The 15,463-nt window shown below is 65.3% G+C and carries 11 protein-coding genes; 6 read left to right on the plus strand and 5 right to left on the minus strand.

All coding sequences use genetic code 11. The features are described from left to right. Positions 1 to 119: 119 nt before the first annotated feature. Entirely contained in the window at positions 120 to 2,453 is a 2,334-nt protein-coding gene (locus PVE73_RS16835) for a putative monovalent cation/H+ antiporter subunit A (protein WP_277363344.1), read from the minus strand. 212 nt (positions 2,454 to 2,665) lie between these two features. Here PVE73_RS16835 and msrB point away from each other — a divergent pair, with 212 nt between their 5' ends. Beyond that, positions 2,666 to 3,073, plus strand: a complete 408-nt coding sequence (gene msrB, locus PVE73_RS16840; protein WP_277363345.1) for a peptide-methionine (R)-S-oxide reductase MsrB — start codon at positions 2,666 to 2,668, stop codon at positions 3,071 to 3,073. A 307-nt stretch (positions 3,074 to 3,380) separates the two neighbouring features. Then, a complete protein-coding gene (locus tag PVE73_RS16845) occupies positions 3,381 to 5,483 on the plus strand; it encodes a S9 family peptidase (RefSeq protein WP_277363346.1) in 2,103 nt (700 codons plus the stop codon). A 39-nt stretch (positions 5,484 to 5,522) separates the two neighbouring features. Here PVE73_RS16845 and PVE73_RS16850 read toward each other — a convergent pair whose 3' ends face one another. From PVE73_RS16850 to PVE73_RS16860, 3 genes are all read right to left on the minus strand, one after another. Further along, on the minus strand, positions 5,523 to 6,449 hold the full coding sequence (locus PVE73_RS16850; protein ID WP_277363347.1) for a cytochrome c: 927 nt from the start codon (positions 6,447 to 6,449) through the stop codon (positions 5,523 to 5,525). Between the two features lie 6 nt (positions 6,450 to 6,455). Then, positions 6,456 to 6,905 (minus strand): cytochrome c, encoded by a 450-nt coding sequence (locus PVE73_RS16855; protein WP_277363348.1) that lies wholly within the window; start codon positions 6,903 to 6,905, stop codon positions 6,456 to 6,458. Between the two features lie 168 nt (positions 6,906 to 7,073). Next, the gene (locus PVE73_RS16860) at positions 7,074 to 7,676 is read right to left on the minus strand and encodes a superoxide dismutase (RefSeq protein WP_277363349.1); all 603 of its coding nucleotides are present in this window, start codon (positions 7,674 to 7,676) and stop codon (positions 7,074 to 7,076) included. 302 nt (positions 7,677 to 7,978) lie between these two features. Between PVE73_RS16860 and PVE73_RS16865 the strand changes: the two genes are divergently transcribed. Both PVE73_RS16865 and PVE73_RS16870 read left to right on the plus strand, forming a co-directional pair. Continuing rightward, entirely contained in the window at positions 7,979 to 8,641 is a 663-nt protein-coding gene (locus tag PVE73_RS16865; protein ID WP_277363350.1) for a haloacid dehalogenase type II, read from the plus strand. A gap of 203 nt (positions 8,642 to 8,844) precedes the next feature. Continuing rightward, positions 8,845 to 9,603: a L,D-transpeptidase gene (locus tag PVE73_RS16870; RefSeq protein WP_277363351.1), complete on the plus strand. Its 759-nt coding sequence runs from the start codon at positions 8,845 to 8,847 to the stop codon at positions 9,601 to 9,603. Between the two features lie 301 nt (positions 9,604 to 9,904). On the opposite strand, the gene PVE73_RS16875 is transcribed toward PVE73_RS16870, so the two are convergent. Further along, the gene (locus PVE73_RS16875; RefSeq protein ID WP_277363352.1) at positions 9,905 to 11,455 is read right to left on the minus strand and encodes a helicase HerA-like C-terminal domain-containing protein; all 1,551 of its coding nucleotides are present in this window, start codon (positions 11,453 to 11,455) and stop codon (positions 9,905 to 9,907) included. Between the two features lie 392 nt (positions 11,456 to 11,847). Between PVE73_RS16875 and PVE73_RS16880 the strand changes: the two genes are divergently transcribed. Then, complete coding sequence (locus PVE73_RS16880) at positions 11,848 to 13,290, plus strand: methylmalonyl-CoA mutase family protein (RefSeq protein WP_277363353.1); 1,443 nt, start codon at positions 11,848 to 11,850, stop codon at positions 13,288 to 13,290. Continuing rightward, positions 13,287 to 15,431 (plus strand): methylmalonyl-CoA mutase, encoded by a 2,145-nt coding sequence (gene scpA / locus PVE73_RS16885; RefSeq protein ID WP_277363354.1) that lies wholly within the window; start codon positions 13,287 to 13,289, stop codon positions 15,429 to 15,431. The genes PVE73_RS16880 and scpA overlap by 4 nt, the downstream gene beginning before the upstream one ends. Positions 15,432 to 15,463 lie beyond the last annotated feature (32 nt).

Genomic DNA, 15,463 nt, shown 5'->3' on the forward strand with positions numbered 1-15,463 from the left:
AAGTATTGAAGTTGACGTACTCGGCCAAACGGGCCGGCCAGCGCCGTTTGCGCCCTCGAGGGGGAGATGGCCGGCAGGCCGGAGGGGGGTGTGAAAGAGTGCAATCATCTCCATCCGCTCTACCCCGCTTTCGCGGTCTTGCCGGCCTTTATGCGCACGAGCGCCAGGATGGCGAGCCCGGCGATCATCACCACCGCGATCTCTCCCAGCGTGTCGAGGCCGCGAAAGTCCACGATGATGACGTTGACGATGTTCCTCCCGTGCGCAATCACGCGGGCGTTCGCGGCGAAGAATTCGCTGAGCGCGGGGTTGAAGGGGATCTGCGTTATGCGCAGGAGCAGCATGCCCAGCGCCGCTCCGCAGAGTGCTGCAACCGAGAAGTCCAGCGTCCTCTGCCCCAAGGGACGGTGGTCCGTGGGCGAGAGGCGCAGCCTCGTCATGACGAGGGCGAGGATGACGACGGACAGTGTCTCGACCATGAACTGGGTGAAGGAAAGGTCCGGCGCGCCGAGCAGCATGAAAAGCAGCGCCACCGCGAATCCCTGGATGCCCAGCGAGACGATGGCCGTCAGCCGGTCGCGCGCATAGACCACGGCAGCAAGGCCGATGACCGCGATGGCGAGCACCGTCCATTCGTAAAAATGCAGCGGGACGAAGTCCGGCATGGCCGGCAGTTCCCCGAAGGCGATCATCGGCACCAGCAGCGCTGCCGCCAGGAAGATGAAGACCGCTGTCATATAGACGTCGAGACGGCCGTTCTGCACGACAGCCGTGACCGATGCCGAGATGCGGATGGTTCCGCGCACGAACTGGTCGAAGCCCCGGTCCGGCCCCCAGCCGATCGCCACAAGCAGCCCCGCCATCGCGGCGCGGCCGCGTCCGAGCGTCAGGTAGAAGACGACGCCGAGCGCAATCGTGATGATGGAGAGCAGCAGCGGCAGGCCGACATGGGGAACGACCGAGATCGAAACGGAGACGGGTTCGCCCGCCACCGCGCTCGCCATGGGGCTCGAAACGAAGCGGTGGCTGAGAGCGGAGAAGATCGCCATCAGAAGACCGTCAAGCGCGAGCACCAGCGGTCCCAGCCAGAGCAGCACCGGGCCTTCGTGGGCTGTCCTCGGCGTCGGAACCGCCCTGCCCGTGAAGGGCTTCAGCGCGACGGCGAAGCCGATGGCGAACATCAGCGCATTGCCGAAGATGGCGACCAGCGTGAAAAGCATGCTCCAGCCGCTGCCGAAGCCAAGCCCGGCATAGATCTCCTCCTTCGCCAGGAAGCCGAAGAAGGGACCGAACCCGCCCATGGACAGCGCCGCGAACACGGCCGCCCCGAAGGTGATCGGCATCGCGCGGCCTATGCCGCCCAGCCTCGTGATGTCGCGCGTGCCCGTCTCATGGTCGACGATGCCGGCCACCATGAAGAGAGCGCCCTTGAACATGGAATGCGCCACCAGATAGAGCACCGCCGCCTCGACCGCGATTTTCGAGCCGAATCCCGTCAGCATCACGAGAAGGCCGAGCGAGGCCACCGTCGTATAGGCGAGCATCAGCTTGAGGTCGGTCTGGCGCAGCGCCAGCAGCGTGCCGACGATGAGCGTCGTGCCGCCGAAGACGGGCAGGATCGTCTCCCACAGAAGCGTGTCTCCCATGATGGGGTTGAGCCGCATCAGCAGATAGATGCCCGCCTTCACCATCGTGGCCGAATGCAGGTAGGCCGAGACCGGGGTGGGCGCTTCCATGGCGTTCGGAAGCCAGAAATGGAGCGGAAACTGCGCCGATTTGGTGAATGCGCCGCCGAGAACCAGGATAAGGGCCGCAAGATAGAGCGGCGATCCGCGCAATGCGCCCCCGCTCTCCAGAAGCGCGGAGAGCGAGTTCGCGCCCGTCGCCTGCGCGATGACCAGAAGGCCCGCAAGCAGCGCCAACCCGCCGGCGCCTGTGACGATCAGCGCCTGGAGTGCCGCGCGCCGCGCCGGCTCGCGCCCGTGATCGAAGCCGATCAGCAGGAAGGAGGTGATCGAGGTGAGTTCCCAGAAGACGAAGAGTGTCAGGAACGAATCGGCCGCCACAAGGCCCTGCATCGCCCCCATGAACATGAGGATGAAGGAGAAGAAGCGGCCCTGATGCGGATGCCCCCTCAGATACCCGCCCGAATAGAGCACGATCAGCGTGCCGATGCCGGTGATCAGGAGCGCGAAGGTGAGCGAAAGGCCGTCCAGATACCAGGAGAAGTCGACGCCGAGGCTCTCGATCCAGGGATATCCGCCTGCAATCGCCTGCCCATCGGCCACCGCGCCTAGGAAGCCGGCGAAATGGTAGAAGAGGAACGCGGGAACGAGGGCCAGGACCCAGGCCGCGTTGTGGCCCAGGGCACGGGTGAGAAAGGGAGCTGCTGCTGCACCCAGAAACGGCAGGACCAGAGCAAGAAAAGTCAGCCACTGCCCGTCTGCCGCCATAGGTTCCCCTTAGCTTTGATTGCGCCCCTCTGCGCGGGAATACGCGGTCGCATCCCCCAATCGTGGTGGTGACATAGACGTTCATGTGCGTACGGGCAAGGTGAGTGCGACAATAGGGCAGGATATTCACGGGTTGCACGCGATCCAACGGGATAGACTGCAAAAAGGCGCCGGCGGCACCTACATACCGGCAAACGCAATGGAGATCAGCAATGGCAGGCGAGACGCGGCCGAAAGTCCGGAAATCCGACGAGGAGTGGCGCAGGGAACTGACGCCCGAGCAGTATCACGTTACGCGCGAACACGGCACCGAGCGCGCCTTCACCGGCCCCTATTGGGACAACAAGCGCGAGGGGCTCTATCGTTGCGTGGCCTGCGGGCGCCCGCTCTTCCCGTCCGGGACGAAATACGATTCCGGCACGGGCTGGCCGAGCTTCTACGCCCCCGTGGAGGACGACGCGGTCACGCTCCACAAGGACCGGTCCTTCCTCATGACAAGGACGGAGGTCCGCTGCGCCGATTGCGACGCCCATCTCGGCCATCTGTTCGACGACGGGCCGCAGCCCACCGGCCTGCGCTACTGCATGAACGGTACTGCGTTGAAGTTCGAGGAGAAATAGTCCCCGTTGCGCTGGATCCCCTCTCTTGCAAATTCCAAGGACTTGGGCTTGCGCCCAAGCCCAAGAATTTGCTTTCTCCCCCGCAAGGGGGGAGATAGGTGCGCTGCAACGTCGCTTCCGACAGTCGCAACCGTCTGAGATGAGCGGAGACAGCGGTGCCGGCGCTATCTCTCCCCTTGCGGGAGAGATAGCGATTTCAAATATCTTGGCTGCAGCGACGCGGAAGCTGAGTGTTGGAAATCGCAAGAGAGGGGGCCGCAGCTTGCCAGCCTCGAGTACTTCGTCAGGTATATTCAGGAGTTTCCCCATGTCCCCCCGCCCCGCATTTCCCGCCCTGCCCGCTCCAGAGGCCGAGAAGCGCCCGGTCACCGATACGCGCCACGGCTTCACCCGTACCGACGAGTACAGCTGGCTCAGGGCGGAGAACTGGCAGGAGGTGCTGCGGAATCCGTCGAGCCTCGCCCCTGGGATCCGCGCGCATCTCGAAGCGGAGAACGCCTATCACGAAGCCATGATGGAGGACACGAAGGCGCTGCAGAAGCGCCTCTTCGCCGAGATGAAGGGCCGCATCAAGGAAGATGAAAGTTCCGTGCCGATGAAGGACGGTCCTTTCGCCTACGGCACCGCCTATCGCAAGGGCGGCGAACATCCGCGCTTCTTCCGCATCCCGCGCGGGGGCGGCGCGGAGGACGTGCTGCTCGACGGCGACGCCGAGGCCGAGGGCAAGAGCTATTTCCACATCGGCGGGGTCGGCCATTCGCCCGACCACCGCTATCTCTTGTGGAGCACCGACGACAAGGGCTCGGAATTTTTCACGCTGCGCCTGCGCGATCTCTCGACCAAGCGCGACCTCGACGACCATGTGGAGGGTACGAACGGCTCCGGCACCTTCACCGCCGACACCCGCGGCTTCTATTACGCCCGGCTCGACGACAACCACCGGCCCTCCAAGATCCTCTTCCACGCGGTCGGAAGCGATGCCGCCGAGGACAGGCTGATCTACGAGGAGGCCGATCCCGGCTTCTTCATGCATGTCTTCGGCAGCCGGCTCGACGATTGGATCTTCATCTCCATCCACGACCACGAGACGAGCGAATACCGCATCCTGCCCGCCAACGATCCCGATGCCGAGCCGCGCGTCATCGCCGCGCGCGAGCCCGGCATCCGCTACGACATAGAGCCGGCGGGCGAGGAGTTCTTCATCCTCACCAACCGCGACGGCGCGAAGGATTTCAAGATCATGACCGCGCCTGCGGCCGATCCCGCGCCGGCCAACTGGCGCGAAGTGGTGCCGCACGAGCCCGGGCGGCTCATCATGTCCTTCCTCGCCTTCAAGGATTTCCTCGTGCGGCTCGAACGCAAGGACGGCCTGCCGCGCATCGTCGTGCGCGAGCGCGGAACCGGCGAGGAGCACATGATCGCTTTCGAGGAAGAGGCCTATTCCCTCGCTCTTTACGGCGTCTACGAATACGACACCGACACGTTCCGTTTCGCCTACTCCTCCATGACGACGCCGGGGCAGGAATTCGACTACGATATGCGTACCCGCCAGCGCACTCTCCTGAAGACGCAGGAAGTGCCTTCCGGCCACGATCCGGAAGACTATGTGACGCGCCGGCTGATGGCGACCGCACCCGACGGCGAGCAGGTGCCGATCTCGCTCGTCCATCGCCGCGGCCTCAGGCTCGACGGCTCGGCCCCCTGTCTCCTTTACGGCTACGGCGCCTACGGCATCACCATCAGCGCCTCCTTCCGCACGAACCCGCTGTCGCTGGTCGACCGCGGCTTCGTCTATGCCATTGCCCATATCCGCGGCGGCAAGGACAAGGGCTTCGCCTGGTACGAGGACGGCAAGCGGGAGAGGAAGATCAACACCTTCACCGACTTCATCGCCTGTGCCCGCCATCTCGTGGCGCAGGGATATACGAGCCACGACCGGCTGGTCGCCGAAGGCGGCTCCGCCGGCGGCATGCTCATCGGCGCCGTGGCGAACATGGCGCCGAGGGATTTCCGCGCGCTGGTGGCGGCGGTTCCCTTCGTCGACGTGCTCAATACGATGCTGGACGACACCCTGCCCCTCACCCCGCCCGAATGGCCGGAATGGGGCAATCCGATCGCGAGCAAGGAGGACTACGAGACCATCGCCGCCTATTCGCCCTACGACAATGTGCGCGCCGAGCCCTACCCGGCCATTCTCGCTCTTGCCGGGCTGACGGATCCGCGCGTGACCTATTGGGAGCCGGCGAAATGGGTGGCGCGCCTGCGCGACCACAGCACCAGCGGCAATCCGATCCAGCTCAGGGTCAACCTGGATGCCGGCCATGCCGGCGCCTCCGGCCGCTTCTCGCGGCTCGAGGAAACGGCGTTGAGCTATGCGTTCACGTTGAAGGCGGTTGGGATGAGCGAGTAGCTGGCGGGGCCGTCGCTGCGCCGTCAACTGCCCTGTTCGCTATTCCCTATTCGCGCTTTCCACCGCCGGCACCGCCTTCAGATAGGCCGCGATCGCCTCCCGGTCCTCGGCGGGTAGCCGTGCCATGTTCTTCTGCACCTCCACCATCGAACCTCCGACGGAATCGAAGTCGGGAGTGAAGCCGCTTTCGAGATAATAGGCGATGTCGCTCTCGGACCACGAGCCGATGCCCTGGCCGCCCGGCGTGATGTTGGGAACGCTGCCTTCCCCTTCCACCGCCTCTCCGCCCGCGAGCCAGCGTCCATATTCCGGCCCTCCCATGACGTTGCGCGGCGTATGGCACTCGCCGCAGTGGCCGGGCCCTTCCACGAGATAGCGGCCGCGGCGCGCCGGGTCCGAAGCATCCTCGCCAAGCGCCACGACCGGCTGGGGATGCATGTACAGCAGTTTCCACAAGCCGATGCCGCGGCGGAACGTATAGGGGAATGCGAGGGAATGGCCGGGCGCCTCCTCGGCCACCGGCGGCAGCGTCTTCATGAAGGCGAAGAGGTCGGCCACGTCCTGCGGCTCCATCCGCTCGTAGGATGTATAGGGAAAGGCCGGATAATAGTGCTCGCCCGCGGGCGAAACCCCGCGCATCATGGCGTTGGCGAAATCCGCTTCGGTCCAGCTGCCGATGCCCGCTTCCGGGTCCGGCGAAATGTTCGGCGCCACGAAGGTGCCGAAGTCCGTCTCCAGCTTTTCTCCGCCGGCGAGTTCGAGAAGGGCATCGCCCTCGGCACCCGGCCGGGCGTGGCAGGATGCACACCCGCCCGCCCAGAAGATGCGCTCGCCACGCGCGGAATCGCCCGGCTGCGGAGCGGCCACCGCCGCACCGTCGAGCCGCTGCGGTGCCGTGAGGAGCCAGAAAGCCGCCCCCGCTGCTGCAATCAGCACAACGGGGACGAGAACCCATGCGCGGCGCATCGCTTCTTAGTTATTCTGTACGCGGAAATTCTCGTGACAGGCGCTGCAGTTGGACAGCACCGGCATGACCGCCGCCCTGAACGCCTCTAGATCGGCCGGGCCCTGGCGGCCCGCCGCTTGCATTGCCGCCGCGGCATCCGACTGGAACTTTGCGAGCGCCTGCTGGAAGCCCTCGGGGTTCTCCCAAACGGCCGGGGACGCCGTCGTCTCGCCCGCGTCCGAACCTTCGGGGAAGAAATCGCCATAGGCCTGGGCCGCCCCGTTGAAGGTCGCGATCGCGGCCTTCGCCACGGCGGGATTGTATTCGAGTTCCCCCTTCAGCATCGCGCCGGAGGTGCCGGCCGAGGCCGCCACCGCGTCCATCAGCGCCTTGCGGACCTGAACCGGATCATCGGCGGCCGTGACCGCGGCAGTCGTCAGAAGGACGGCGGAAAGCGAAAGCAGAAATTTTTTCATAAGTTGCGTTCTCCGGGATTCGACCGCGCCAACCATAACCATCCGTCCGCACCGACAATTTTAAAATTACGGTCAGATTCGATCACGCTTTCGTGAGGCGGCCTTCCGCGGAAACACGAAAGAAAACCCGGCTTTTGGCCGGGTTCTCGTCAGGGTCCTCAGGCTCGGTCAGCCGCGCGCCTTCTCGTAGAGCTCCAGGACGTGATCCCAGTTGATCAGATTGTCGACGAAGGCCTCGAGATATTTCGGGCGGGCGTTGCGATAGTCGATGTAATAGGAGTGCTCCCACACGTCGACGCCCAGGACCGGCGTGCCGCCGTGCACCAGCGGGTTCTCGCCGTTCGGCGTCTTCATGATCTGGAGCTTGCCGTCCTTGAACGCGACCCAGGCCCAGCCCGAACCGAACTGCGTCATGCCGGCATTGATGAAATCGGCGCGGAACTTGTCGTAGCCGCCGAGATCGCTGTCGAAAGCCTGCTGGAGCGCGCCGGGGAGGCTCTTGCCGCCGCCGCCCTTCTTCATCCACTTCCAGAAATGGATATGGTTGAAGTGCTGCCCGGCATTGTTGAAGAGGGGCTGATTCTTGCCGTGGGACTGCTTGACGATCTCCTCGAGCGAGAGGTTGTCCATCCCGGCCTCGGCCGCCAGCTTGTTGCCGGTGTCCACATAGGCCTTGTGGTGCTTATCGTGGTGAAATTCCAGCGTTTCCTTGGACATATAAGGCTGAAGTGCCTCGTAGTCATAGGGCAGGTCCGGCAGTTCAAAGGCCATGTTCGTCTCCCTCATAACAGTGGTTGAAATCCACGATCCGCAGATGGGGTGGGCCGCCCGTTTTGGCAACCGCCCCTGATCATCTCTCAATGGCGGCCCGACGGATCGACGACCAGGCTTCCTTAGAGCATGTCGCTCCTTTTGGCCACCGGTCACCCGCCTTGACGATGGCCGCCGAGGCGCCACATGCCCGTTCGACGACCACGCCGGCGTGCTGGCGCCAAGCTCCTGTGAGTATTGGTCCAGCTTCTTGACCCTGCCCGGCGCATGGGATGAACTGCCGCCACGCGGGACATATGGAAATGCGCTTTTCGGCCTTCGTCTTCGATGCCTACGGCACGCTCTTCGACGTGCACTCGGCCGTGCGCCGCCATGCGGCCGAGATCGGGCCGGAGGGGCAGGTCCTTTCGGAGGTCTGGCGCGCGAAGCAGCTCGAATATTCGTGGGTCGGAACGCTCATGGACGAGCATGCCGATTTCTGGACGCTGACCGAACGCGCCCTGGACTTCGCCTTCCGGAAGGTGCCCGCCGCCAACCCGGCGGTGAAACAGAAGCTGCTCGATGCCTATTGGCACCTGGACTGCTATCCCGAAGTACCCGGCGTCCTTTCAGCGTTGAAAGCCGGCGGTGCACGGCTCTCGATCCTCTCCAACGGTTCGCGGGCCATGATCGAGGCGGCGCTCCGGTCATCCGCGCTCGACACCATGGTCGACGACGTCCTTTCGGCCGACATGGCGGGCAAGTTCAAAACGCACCCCGCCGTCTACGAGCTGGCGACCACGGCGCTGCGCGCCTATCCCGACACGATCTCCTTCCAGTCGTCCAACCGGTGGGATATTGCGGGCGCGACCAGATACGGCTTCCGCACCGTCTGGATAAACCGCAGCAATCAGCCGGACGAATATCTCGAGCAGCCGCCGCAGCTCATCCTGCCGTCGCTGGAAGGCCTGCTCACGGCGCGGTGACGCATCCGTGACCGCCGAGAGCGTTGCAGAAATGCAATAGGCGGCGAACAATGTCGTTCCGATTCAGTTTGCAGCTTGCCTCCGCCACGACAAGGTTGGATTTGCTCGACCATGAAGTCATTCGCTGACCAGAGTATTAGCCGACATGTTTTTGCCGACGGCACGCCGCCGCGTTTCCGCTTCTCTTAACTGAGCCTCAGATCATGCCCGGACCCGACGAAACCTCTTCCCGTACCATCTCCCGCCGCGCCTTCCTGTCGGCCACCGTGATCGGTGCCGCTTCTCTTTCGGGTTGCGTGAGCGTGCCCTCGGTCCCGACCGTGTCCTTCCGCCCTGCGCCCCCGCCGCCCGTGCTTCCGCCGATCGAGCCGGCATCCGGCGACGGGATGTATGCGGCGATGGTGGACAGCGGCTACGAGATCCCGGCCGTGCCGGTTTCCAAGATGGACCCGCGCTATCTGCGGCAGGAGGTCCCCGACCCCACCGGCGAGGCGCCGGGCACCCTGGTGGTCGACACCTCCCAGCACTTCCTCTATCTCGTGCGCGGCTATGGCCGCGCACTGCGCTACGGCGTGGGGCTGGGCCGCGAGGGCTTTGCCTGGGCGGGCCGCGCGCAGATCGAGCGCAAGGCGATGTGGCCGAAATGGCATCCGCCCTCGGAGATGATCGACCGCCAGCCGGAACTCGAGAAGTACCGGACCGAGTACGACAAGGCCACCGGCGAATGGCGCGGCGGCATGGAGCCGGGCATCATGAACCCGCTCGGCGCCCGTGCGCTCTACCTCTACCAGGACGGCAAGGACACGCTCTACCGCATCCACGGCTCGCCCGAATGGTGGTCGATCGGCAAGTCCGTCTCGTCCGGCTGCGTGCGCATGATCAACCAGGACGTGATCGATCTCTACGACCGCGTACCGGAGGGTACGCCGGTGCTGGTGACGGACGGGCTGCGGACGGTGTAGGCCTGCGGCGTTCGCGCTCTGTGGAGCGGAGGCCCCTCTGTTGCAAGTTCCAAGGGCTTGGCTTTGCCAAACCCAAGATTTGCTTTCTCCCCCGCCAAGGGGGAGAAAACGCCGCCGGCATCACCGCTTCCGCCAATCGCAGGCATTGGCGACCTGCGCCAAGGTCCGCGCCCTCCCTATCTCCCCCCCTGGGCGGGGGAGAAAGCGATTTCAACATCTTAGCCGAAGCGAAGCGGAGGCCAAGTGTTAGAAATCGCAAGAGGGGGCTGCAGCCGCCACGGGCCTCGGGTAGAGGCACCCCTCACCGCCTCCGCGTCAAACTCCCCAGGATCCCGCGGATGAGCTCGCGGCCGAGCGTGGTGCCCACGGAGCGGACGACCGACTTGATCGCGGCTTCCGTCACCGTCTGGCGCTGGTAGGATCTGCGGCTCGAAGTCCTGCGGTCGGAGGTGCGGTTGCCGCCGCCGAAATCCGGCAGGGTCCAACCGCCGCCCTGCTGCTGTGCCGGTTCGGGCTCCTTTTCCGCCGCATTGCTTTCCGCCGCCTTCGCGTCGGCGCGCTTCTGCAGAAGCTCGAAGGCGGATTCGCGGTCGATCGTCTTGTCGTACTGGCCGGCGACCGGGCTCCCCTGGACGAGCGACTGGCGTTCCGCATCGGTGATCGGCCCAAGCCGCGAGGACGGCGGGCGGATCAGCGTCCGCTGCACCACGGAGGGGATGCCCTTGGCCTCCAGCGTGGAGACCAGCGCCTCGCCCACCCCGAGCTGCGTGATGGCCGCGAAGCAATCGAAATCCGGATTGGGGCGGAAGGTGTCGGCCGCCGTTTTCACTGCCTTCTGCTCGCGCGGCGTGTAGGCGCGCAGCGCGTGCTGGATGCGGTTGCCAAGCTGGGCCAGCACGGTTTCCGGCACGTCGAGCGGATTCTGCGTGACGAAATAGACGCCGACGCCCTTCGAGCGGATGAGGCGGACCACCTGCTCCACCCGGTCGACCAGCGCCTTCGGCGCCTCGTCGAAGAGGAGATGCGCCTCGTCGAAGAAGAAGACCAGCTTCGGCTTGTCCGGATCGCCCACCTCCGGAAGCTCCTCGAACAGCTCGGAAAGCAGCCACAGGAGGAAGGTCGCGTAAAGGCGCGGGTTCATCATCAGCTTGTCGGCGGCGAGCACGCTCACCAGGCCCCGCCCATCGCGCGTGGTGCGCATCAGATCGGCGATCCTCAGCGCCGGCTCGCCGAAGAAGTGCTCCCCGCCCTGCTGCTCGAGGATCAGGAGCGAACGCTGGATCGCGCCCACCGACTGCTTGCTCACATTGCCGTATTTCGCGGAGATCTCGTCGGCCCGCTCGGCGACGTTCGAAAGCAGCGCCTGCAAGTCCTTGAGGTCGAGCAGCAGCAAACCCTCCTCGTCGGCGATGCGGAATGCGATGTTGATGACACCTTCCTGCGCTTCCGTGAGGTTCATGAGGCGCGAGAGCAGAAGCGGCCCCATCTCCGAGATGGTGGCGCGGATCGGGTGGCCCTTCTCGCCGAAGATATCCCAGAAGATCACCGGGCAGGCCTCGAAGGTGTACGGATCGAGCTTCACATCCGCCGCCCGCTTGAGAAGAAAATCCTTCCCTTCGCCCGGCATGGCGATGCCCGAGAGATCCCCCTTGACGTCGGCACAGAAGACAGGGACGCCGGCATCGGAAAAGCCCTGGGCCAGGATCTGCAGCGTCACCGTCTTGCCGGTGCCGGTGGCGCCTGTGACCAGCCCGTGCCGATTGGCATATTTCAGGAGCAGCTCTTCCGGCCGCTGATAGCTGTTGTCCTTGTTCCGGCTTGCTCCGACGAAAATGCTGTCCTGATCAGCCATCGCTCTCCCCACATTTCGGGTCCGGGTTCAAAATCAGCGACTCAAATTCTCGACCGCTGGTGACGTTTCGGCGATCAGGCACGGATCCTCGGGTCAAGCCCGAGGATGACGAGGAGGGGAGGTCTCCGCAAATCTCCAACACTGGTGACTAGCGGAATCGCCTTTACGCCGTCGTCATCCTCGGGCTTGACCCGAGGATCCATGCCTGAACACCGACACCCGACCGGCGTCGATCAAAAGTCAAGGTGACTGGTATAGTCAGCGCGGATGCATCCCACAATGCATTCTTGTCCGCTCGCCGCGAGGAAAGAAATCCTCTTTGGTGCAAAGGTGCATTGCAGCAAGCCCCCGCTCATCCTAAACTCATTGTGCCGTATGAATTGAGGGGAGGCATGATGGATCGGTCGATCCTGACAAACGCGGATTTCCCGGCCGTCGATCGCCGGCAGTGGCTGGAGCTCGTCGCCAAGTCGCTGGGCAAGGACACGGACTATTCCTCCCTGGTCCGTCATACGGACGACCGGCTGCCGATCGAGCCGCTCTACGAACGCGCGGAGGGAGCATCCCCGCTCACCCGTGTCGACCCGGTTTCCCCCTGGCGGGTGGTCCAGCGCATGGAGGATCCCGATCCGGCGCGGGCGAACGCCCAGGCAAAGGAGGATCTCGCCCAGGGCGCAACCGGGCTCTCCATCATCTTCGCCGGCGCGCCGAACGCCTTCCGCTATGGTCTTCAGAGCACGCCCGAGGCGCTGGAGACGGCGCTCGCCGGCCTGCCGCTCGAAGACGTTCATCTGAGGATCGACGTCCATCCGCAGAGCCGCGCATCCGTAGACTGGCTGGCGGGCGCGCTCAAGAAGCACAAGGTCGATCCGGAGCGGCTCAGCCTCTCCTTCGGCATCGATCCCGCCTCGCTCTTCGCGGGGACCGGCCGGTTGCGCATGTCCATCGAGGCGCTGGAAGCCTCCATGCCGCAGTCGCTCGCGGGCTATTTCGTGCTGTCGCTGCCGGGCATCCTGCTCGAGGCCGACGGCCGCGTCTTCCACAATGCGGGTGCCACGGAGGCCCAGGAACTCGGCATCATGCTCGCTTCCGCAGTCTCGCATTTGAGGATGTTCGAGCAGGCGCGGCAGCCGCTCGTCTATGCCGTGCCGCATATCGGCTTCGCGCTCAGCGTCGACCAGGACCAGTTCCTCTCGACGGCCAAGATCAGGGCGCTGCGCAAGCTCTGGACGCGCATGCTGGAGGCCTGCGCCATCGACCCCGCGCCCGTGACGGTCCATGCGGAGACCTCCTACCGCATGATGACGGCGCGGGACCCCGAAACGAACGTGCTGCGCACGACCATCGCCGCTTTCACGGCGGCGACGGGCGGCGCCGATTCGATCTCGGTGCTGCCGCACACCATCACCCATGGGCTTCCGGATGGCTTTGCACGCCGGCTCGCGCGCAACACGCAGCTCATCCTGGCGGGCGAAAGCCGGCTCGACTTCGTGGCCGATCCGGCGGCCGGCTCCGGCGCCATCGAGGCGCTGACGGCCGGTCTTTGCGAGAAAGCCTGGGAGGAGTTCCGCCAGATAGAGAAGGAAGGCGGGGTGCTCCGCAGCCTTGCGGCCGGCCACATCCAGCGGCGCGTCGCCGCCGCCCGCGCCAAGCGCCTCGCGGAATTCCGCGAGGGCGAGCGCAACATCGTCGGAACCACGCTCTACAAGGCCGCGCAGGAGCGCCCTTTCGGGACCCTTCCCGCCGAGCGCCAGCCGGTGCCCACCGACGGAGCGGTGGCCTGCATTCCGCTTGCCGCCTCCCGTATCGACGAGGGCCTCGGAGAGCCGGCATGATCCCGGACTTTTCGGCGCTGCCCTGGTCGCCGCCGGCCAGGACGGAAACGGAATGGCCCAAGGACCGCTGGCAGACGCCGGAGGGGATCGCCATCCGCCGCGCCTATGGCAAGGCGGATATCGGCAACCTGCCCTGGCTCGACACCTGGCCGGGGTTTGCGCCCTTCATCCGCGGCCCCTACCCGACCATGTATGTCCAGCGCCCCTGGACCATCCGCCAATATGCCGGCTTCTCCACGGCGGAAGAGTCCAACGCCTTCTACCGGCGCAACCTCGCGGCCGGCCAGAAGGGGCTGTCGATCGCCTTCGACCTCGCCACCCATCGCGGCTATGACAGCGATCATCCGCGCGTGGCGGGCGATGTCGGCATGGCCGGGGTGGCGATCGACTCGATCCTCGACATGCGCCAGCTCTTCGACGGCATCCCGCTTGACGAGATGACCGTGTCGATGACGATGAACGGTGCGGTGCTGCCCATCCTCGCTCTTTACATCGTGGCGGCGGAGGAACAGGGCGTCGCCCAGAAGGACCTTGCCGGGACCATCCAGAACGACATCCTCAAGGAGTTCATGGTCCGCAACACCTATATCTATCCGCCCAAGCCCTCCATGCGGATCATCTCGGACATCTTCGCCTATACGGCGGAGCACATGCCGAAATTCAACTCCATCTCCATTTCCGGCTACCACATGCAGGAGGCGGGCGCGACGGCGGACCTGGAACTCGCCTACACGATCGCCGACGGCATCGAATATATCCGCGCGGGTCTCGCCGCCGGCCTCGATATCGACCGGTTCGCGCCGCGGCTCTCCTTCTTCTGGGCCATCGGCATGAACTTCTTCATGGAAGTGGCCAAGATGCGGGCGGCGCGCCTCATCTGGGCCGCGCTCGTCAAGAAGACCTTTTCGCCCAGGGACCCGCGCTCGCTCGCGCTGCGCACCCATTGCCAGACCTCCGGCTGGTCGCTCACCGCACAGGATCCCCACAACAATATCGTGCGCACGATGATCGAAGCGATGGCGGCGACCCAGGGCCACACGCAGTCGCTCCACACCAACGCCTTCGACGAGGCGCTGGCGCTGCCCACGGACCATTCCGCCCGCATCGCTCGCAACACGCAGGTCGTGCTGCAGGTGGAATCCGGCACCACCCGCAGCATCGACCCCTGGGGCGGCTCGGCTTTCGTCGAGCGGCTGACGCACGACCTTGCCGCCCGCGCGTTCGTGCATATCGAGGAGGTGGAAAGCCTCGGCGGGATGGCGGCGGCCATCGAGAAGGGCGTGCCGAAGCTGCGCGTGGAGGAAGCGGCCGCGCGCACGCAGGCGCGCATCGATTCCGGCGAACAACCCGTCATCGGCGTCAACCGGTTCCGGCCGGAAGCGGACATCGAGGTCGACGTGCTGAAGATCGACAATGCCGAGGTGCGCGCCCGCCAGCTCTCCAAGCTGCAGCAGCTCAAGGGCACGCGCGACGTGGCCAAGACCGAGAGCGCCCTGGACGAACTCACCAGGGCCGCCGAACAGGGCGGCAATCTGCTCGAATTCGCCATCCGCGCCGCGCGCGCGCAGGCGACCGTCGGCGAGATTTCCCGTGCGCTGGAGAAGGTCTTCGGCCGGCATGTGGCCGATATCCGCACCATCTCCGGCGTCTACCGCAAGGAAATCGGTGAAGACGCGGCCGCCACAAGGGCCGAGCAGAAGGTCGCGGCCTTCCGCGAGAAGACCGGCTCCGCGCCGCGCATCCTGATCGCCAAGATCGGCCAGGACGGGCACGACCGCGGCCAGAAGGTGATCGCCACCGCCTTCGGCGACCTGGGCTTCGACGTCACCGTCGGCGCCATGTTCCAGACACCGGAGGAGGTCGCGAATCTCGCGGACGAGAAGGATGTGCACGTCATCGGCGTCTCTTCCCTCGCGGCCGGGCACCTCACGCTAATCCCGGAGCTGAAACAGGCACTGGAGAGGCTCGGCCGCGACGAGATCCCGATCGTCGCCGGCGGCGTTATCCCGCCCGACGATTTCGAGGCCGTGCGCCAGGCCGGTGCGGCCGAGATCTTTCCGCCGGGCACGGTGATCGCGGAAGCGGCCGAGCGGCTCGTCGACCGGCTTCTTGAACCGATCGCAAACCTTTCCCCCGCATAAGTCATTCCGGGCATCGATTCCCGCGGACGCCA

Source organism: Chelativorans sp. AA-79 (genome assembly GCF_029457495.1).
GTDB lineage: Bacteria > Pseudomonadota > Alphaproteobacteria > Rhizobiales > Rhizobiaceae > Chelativorans.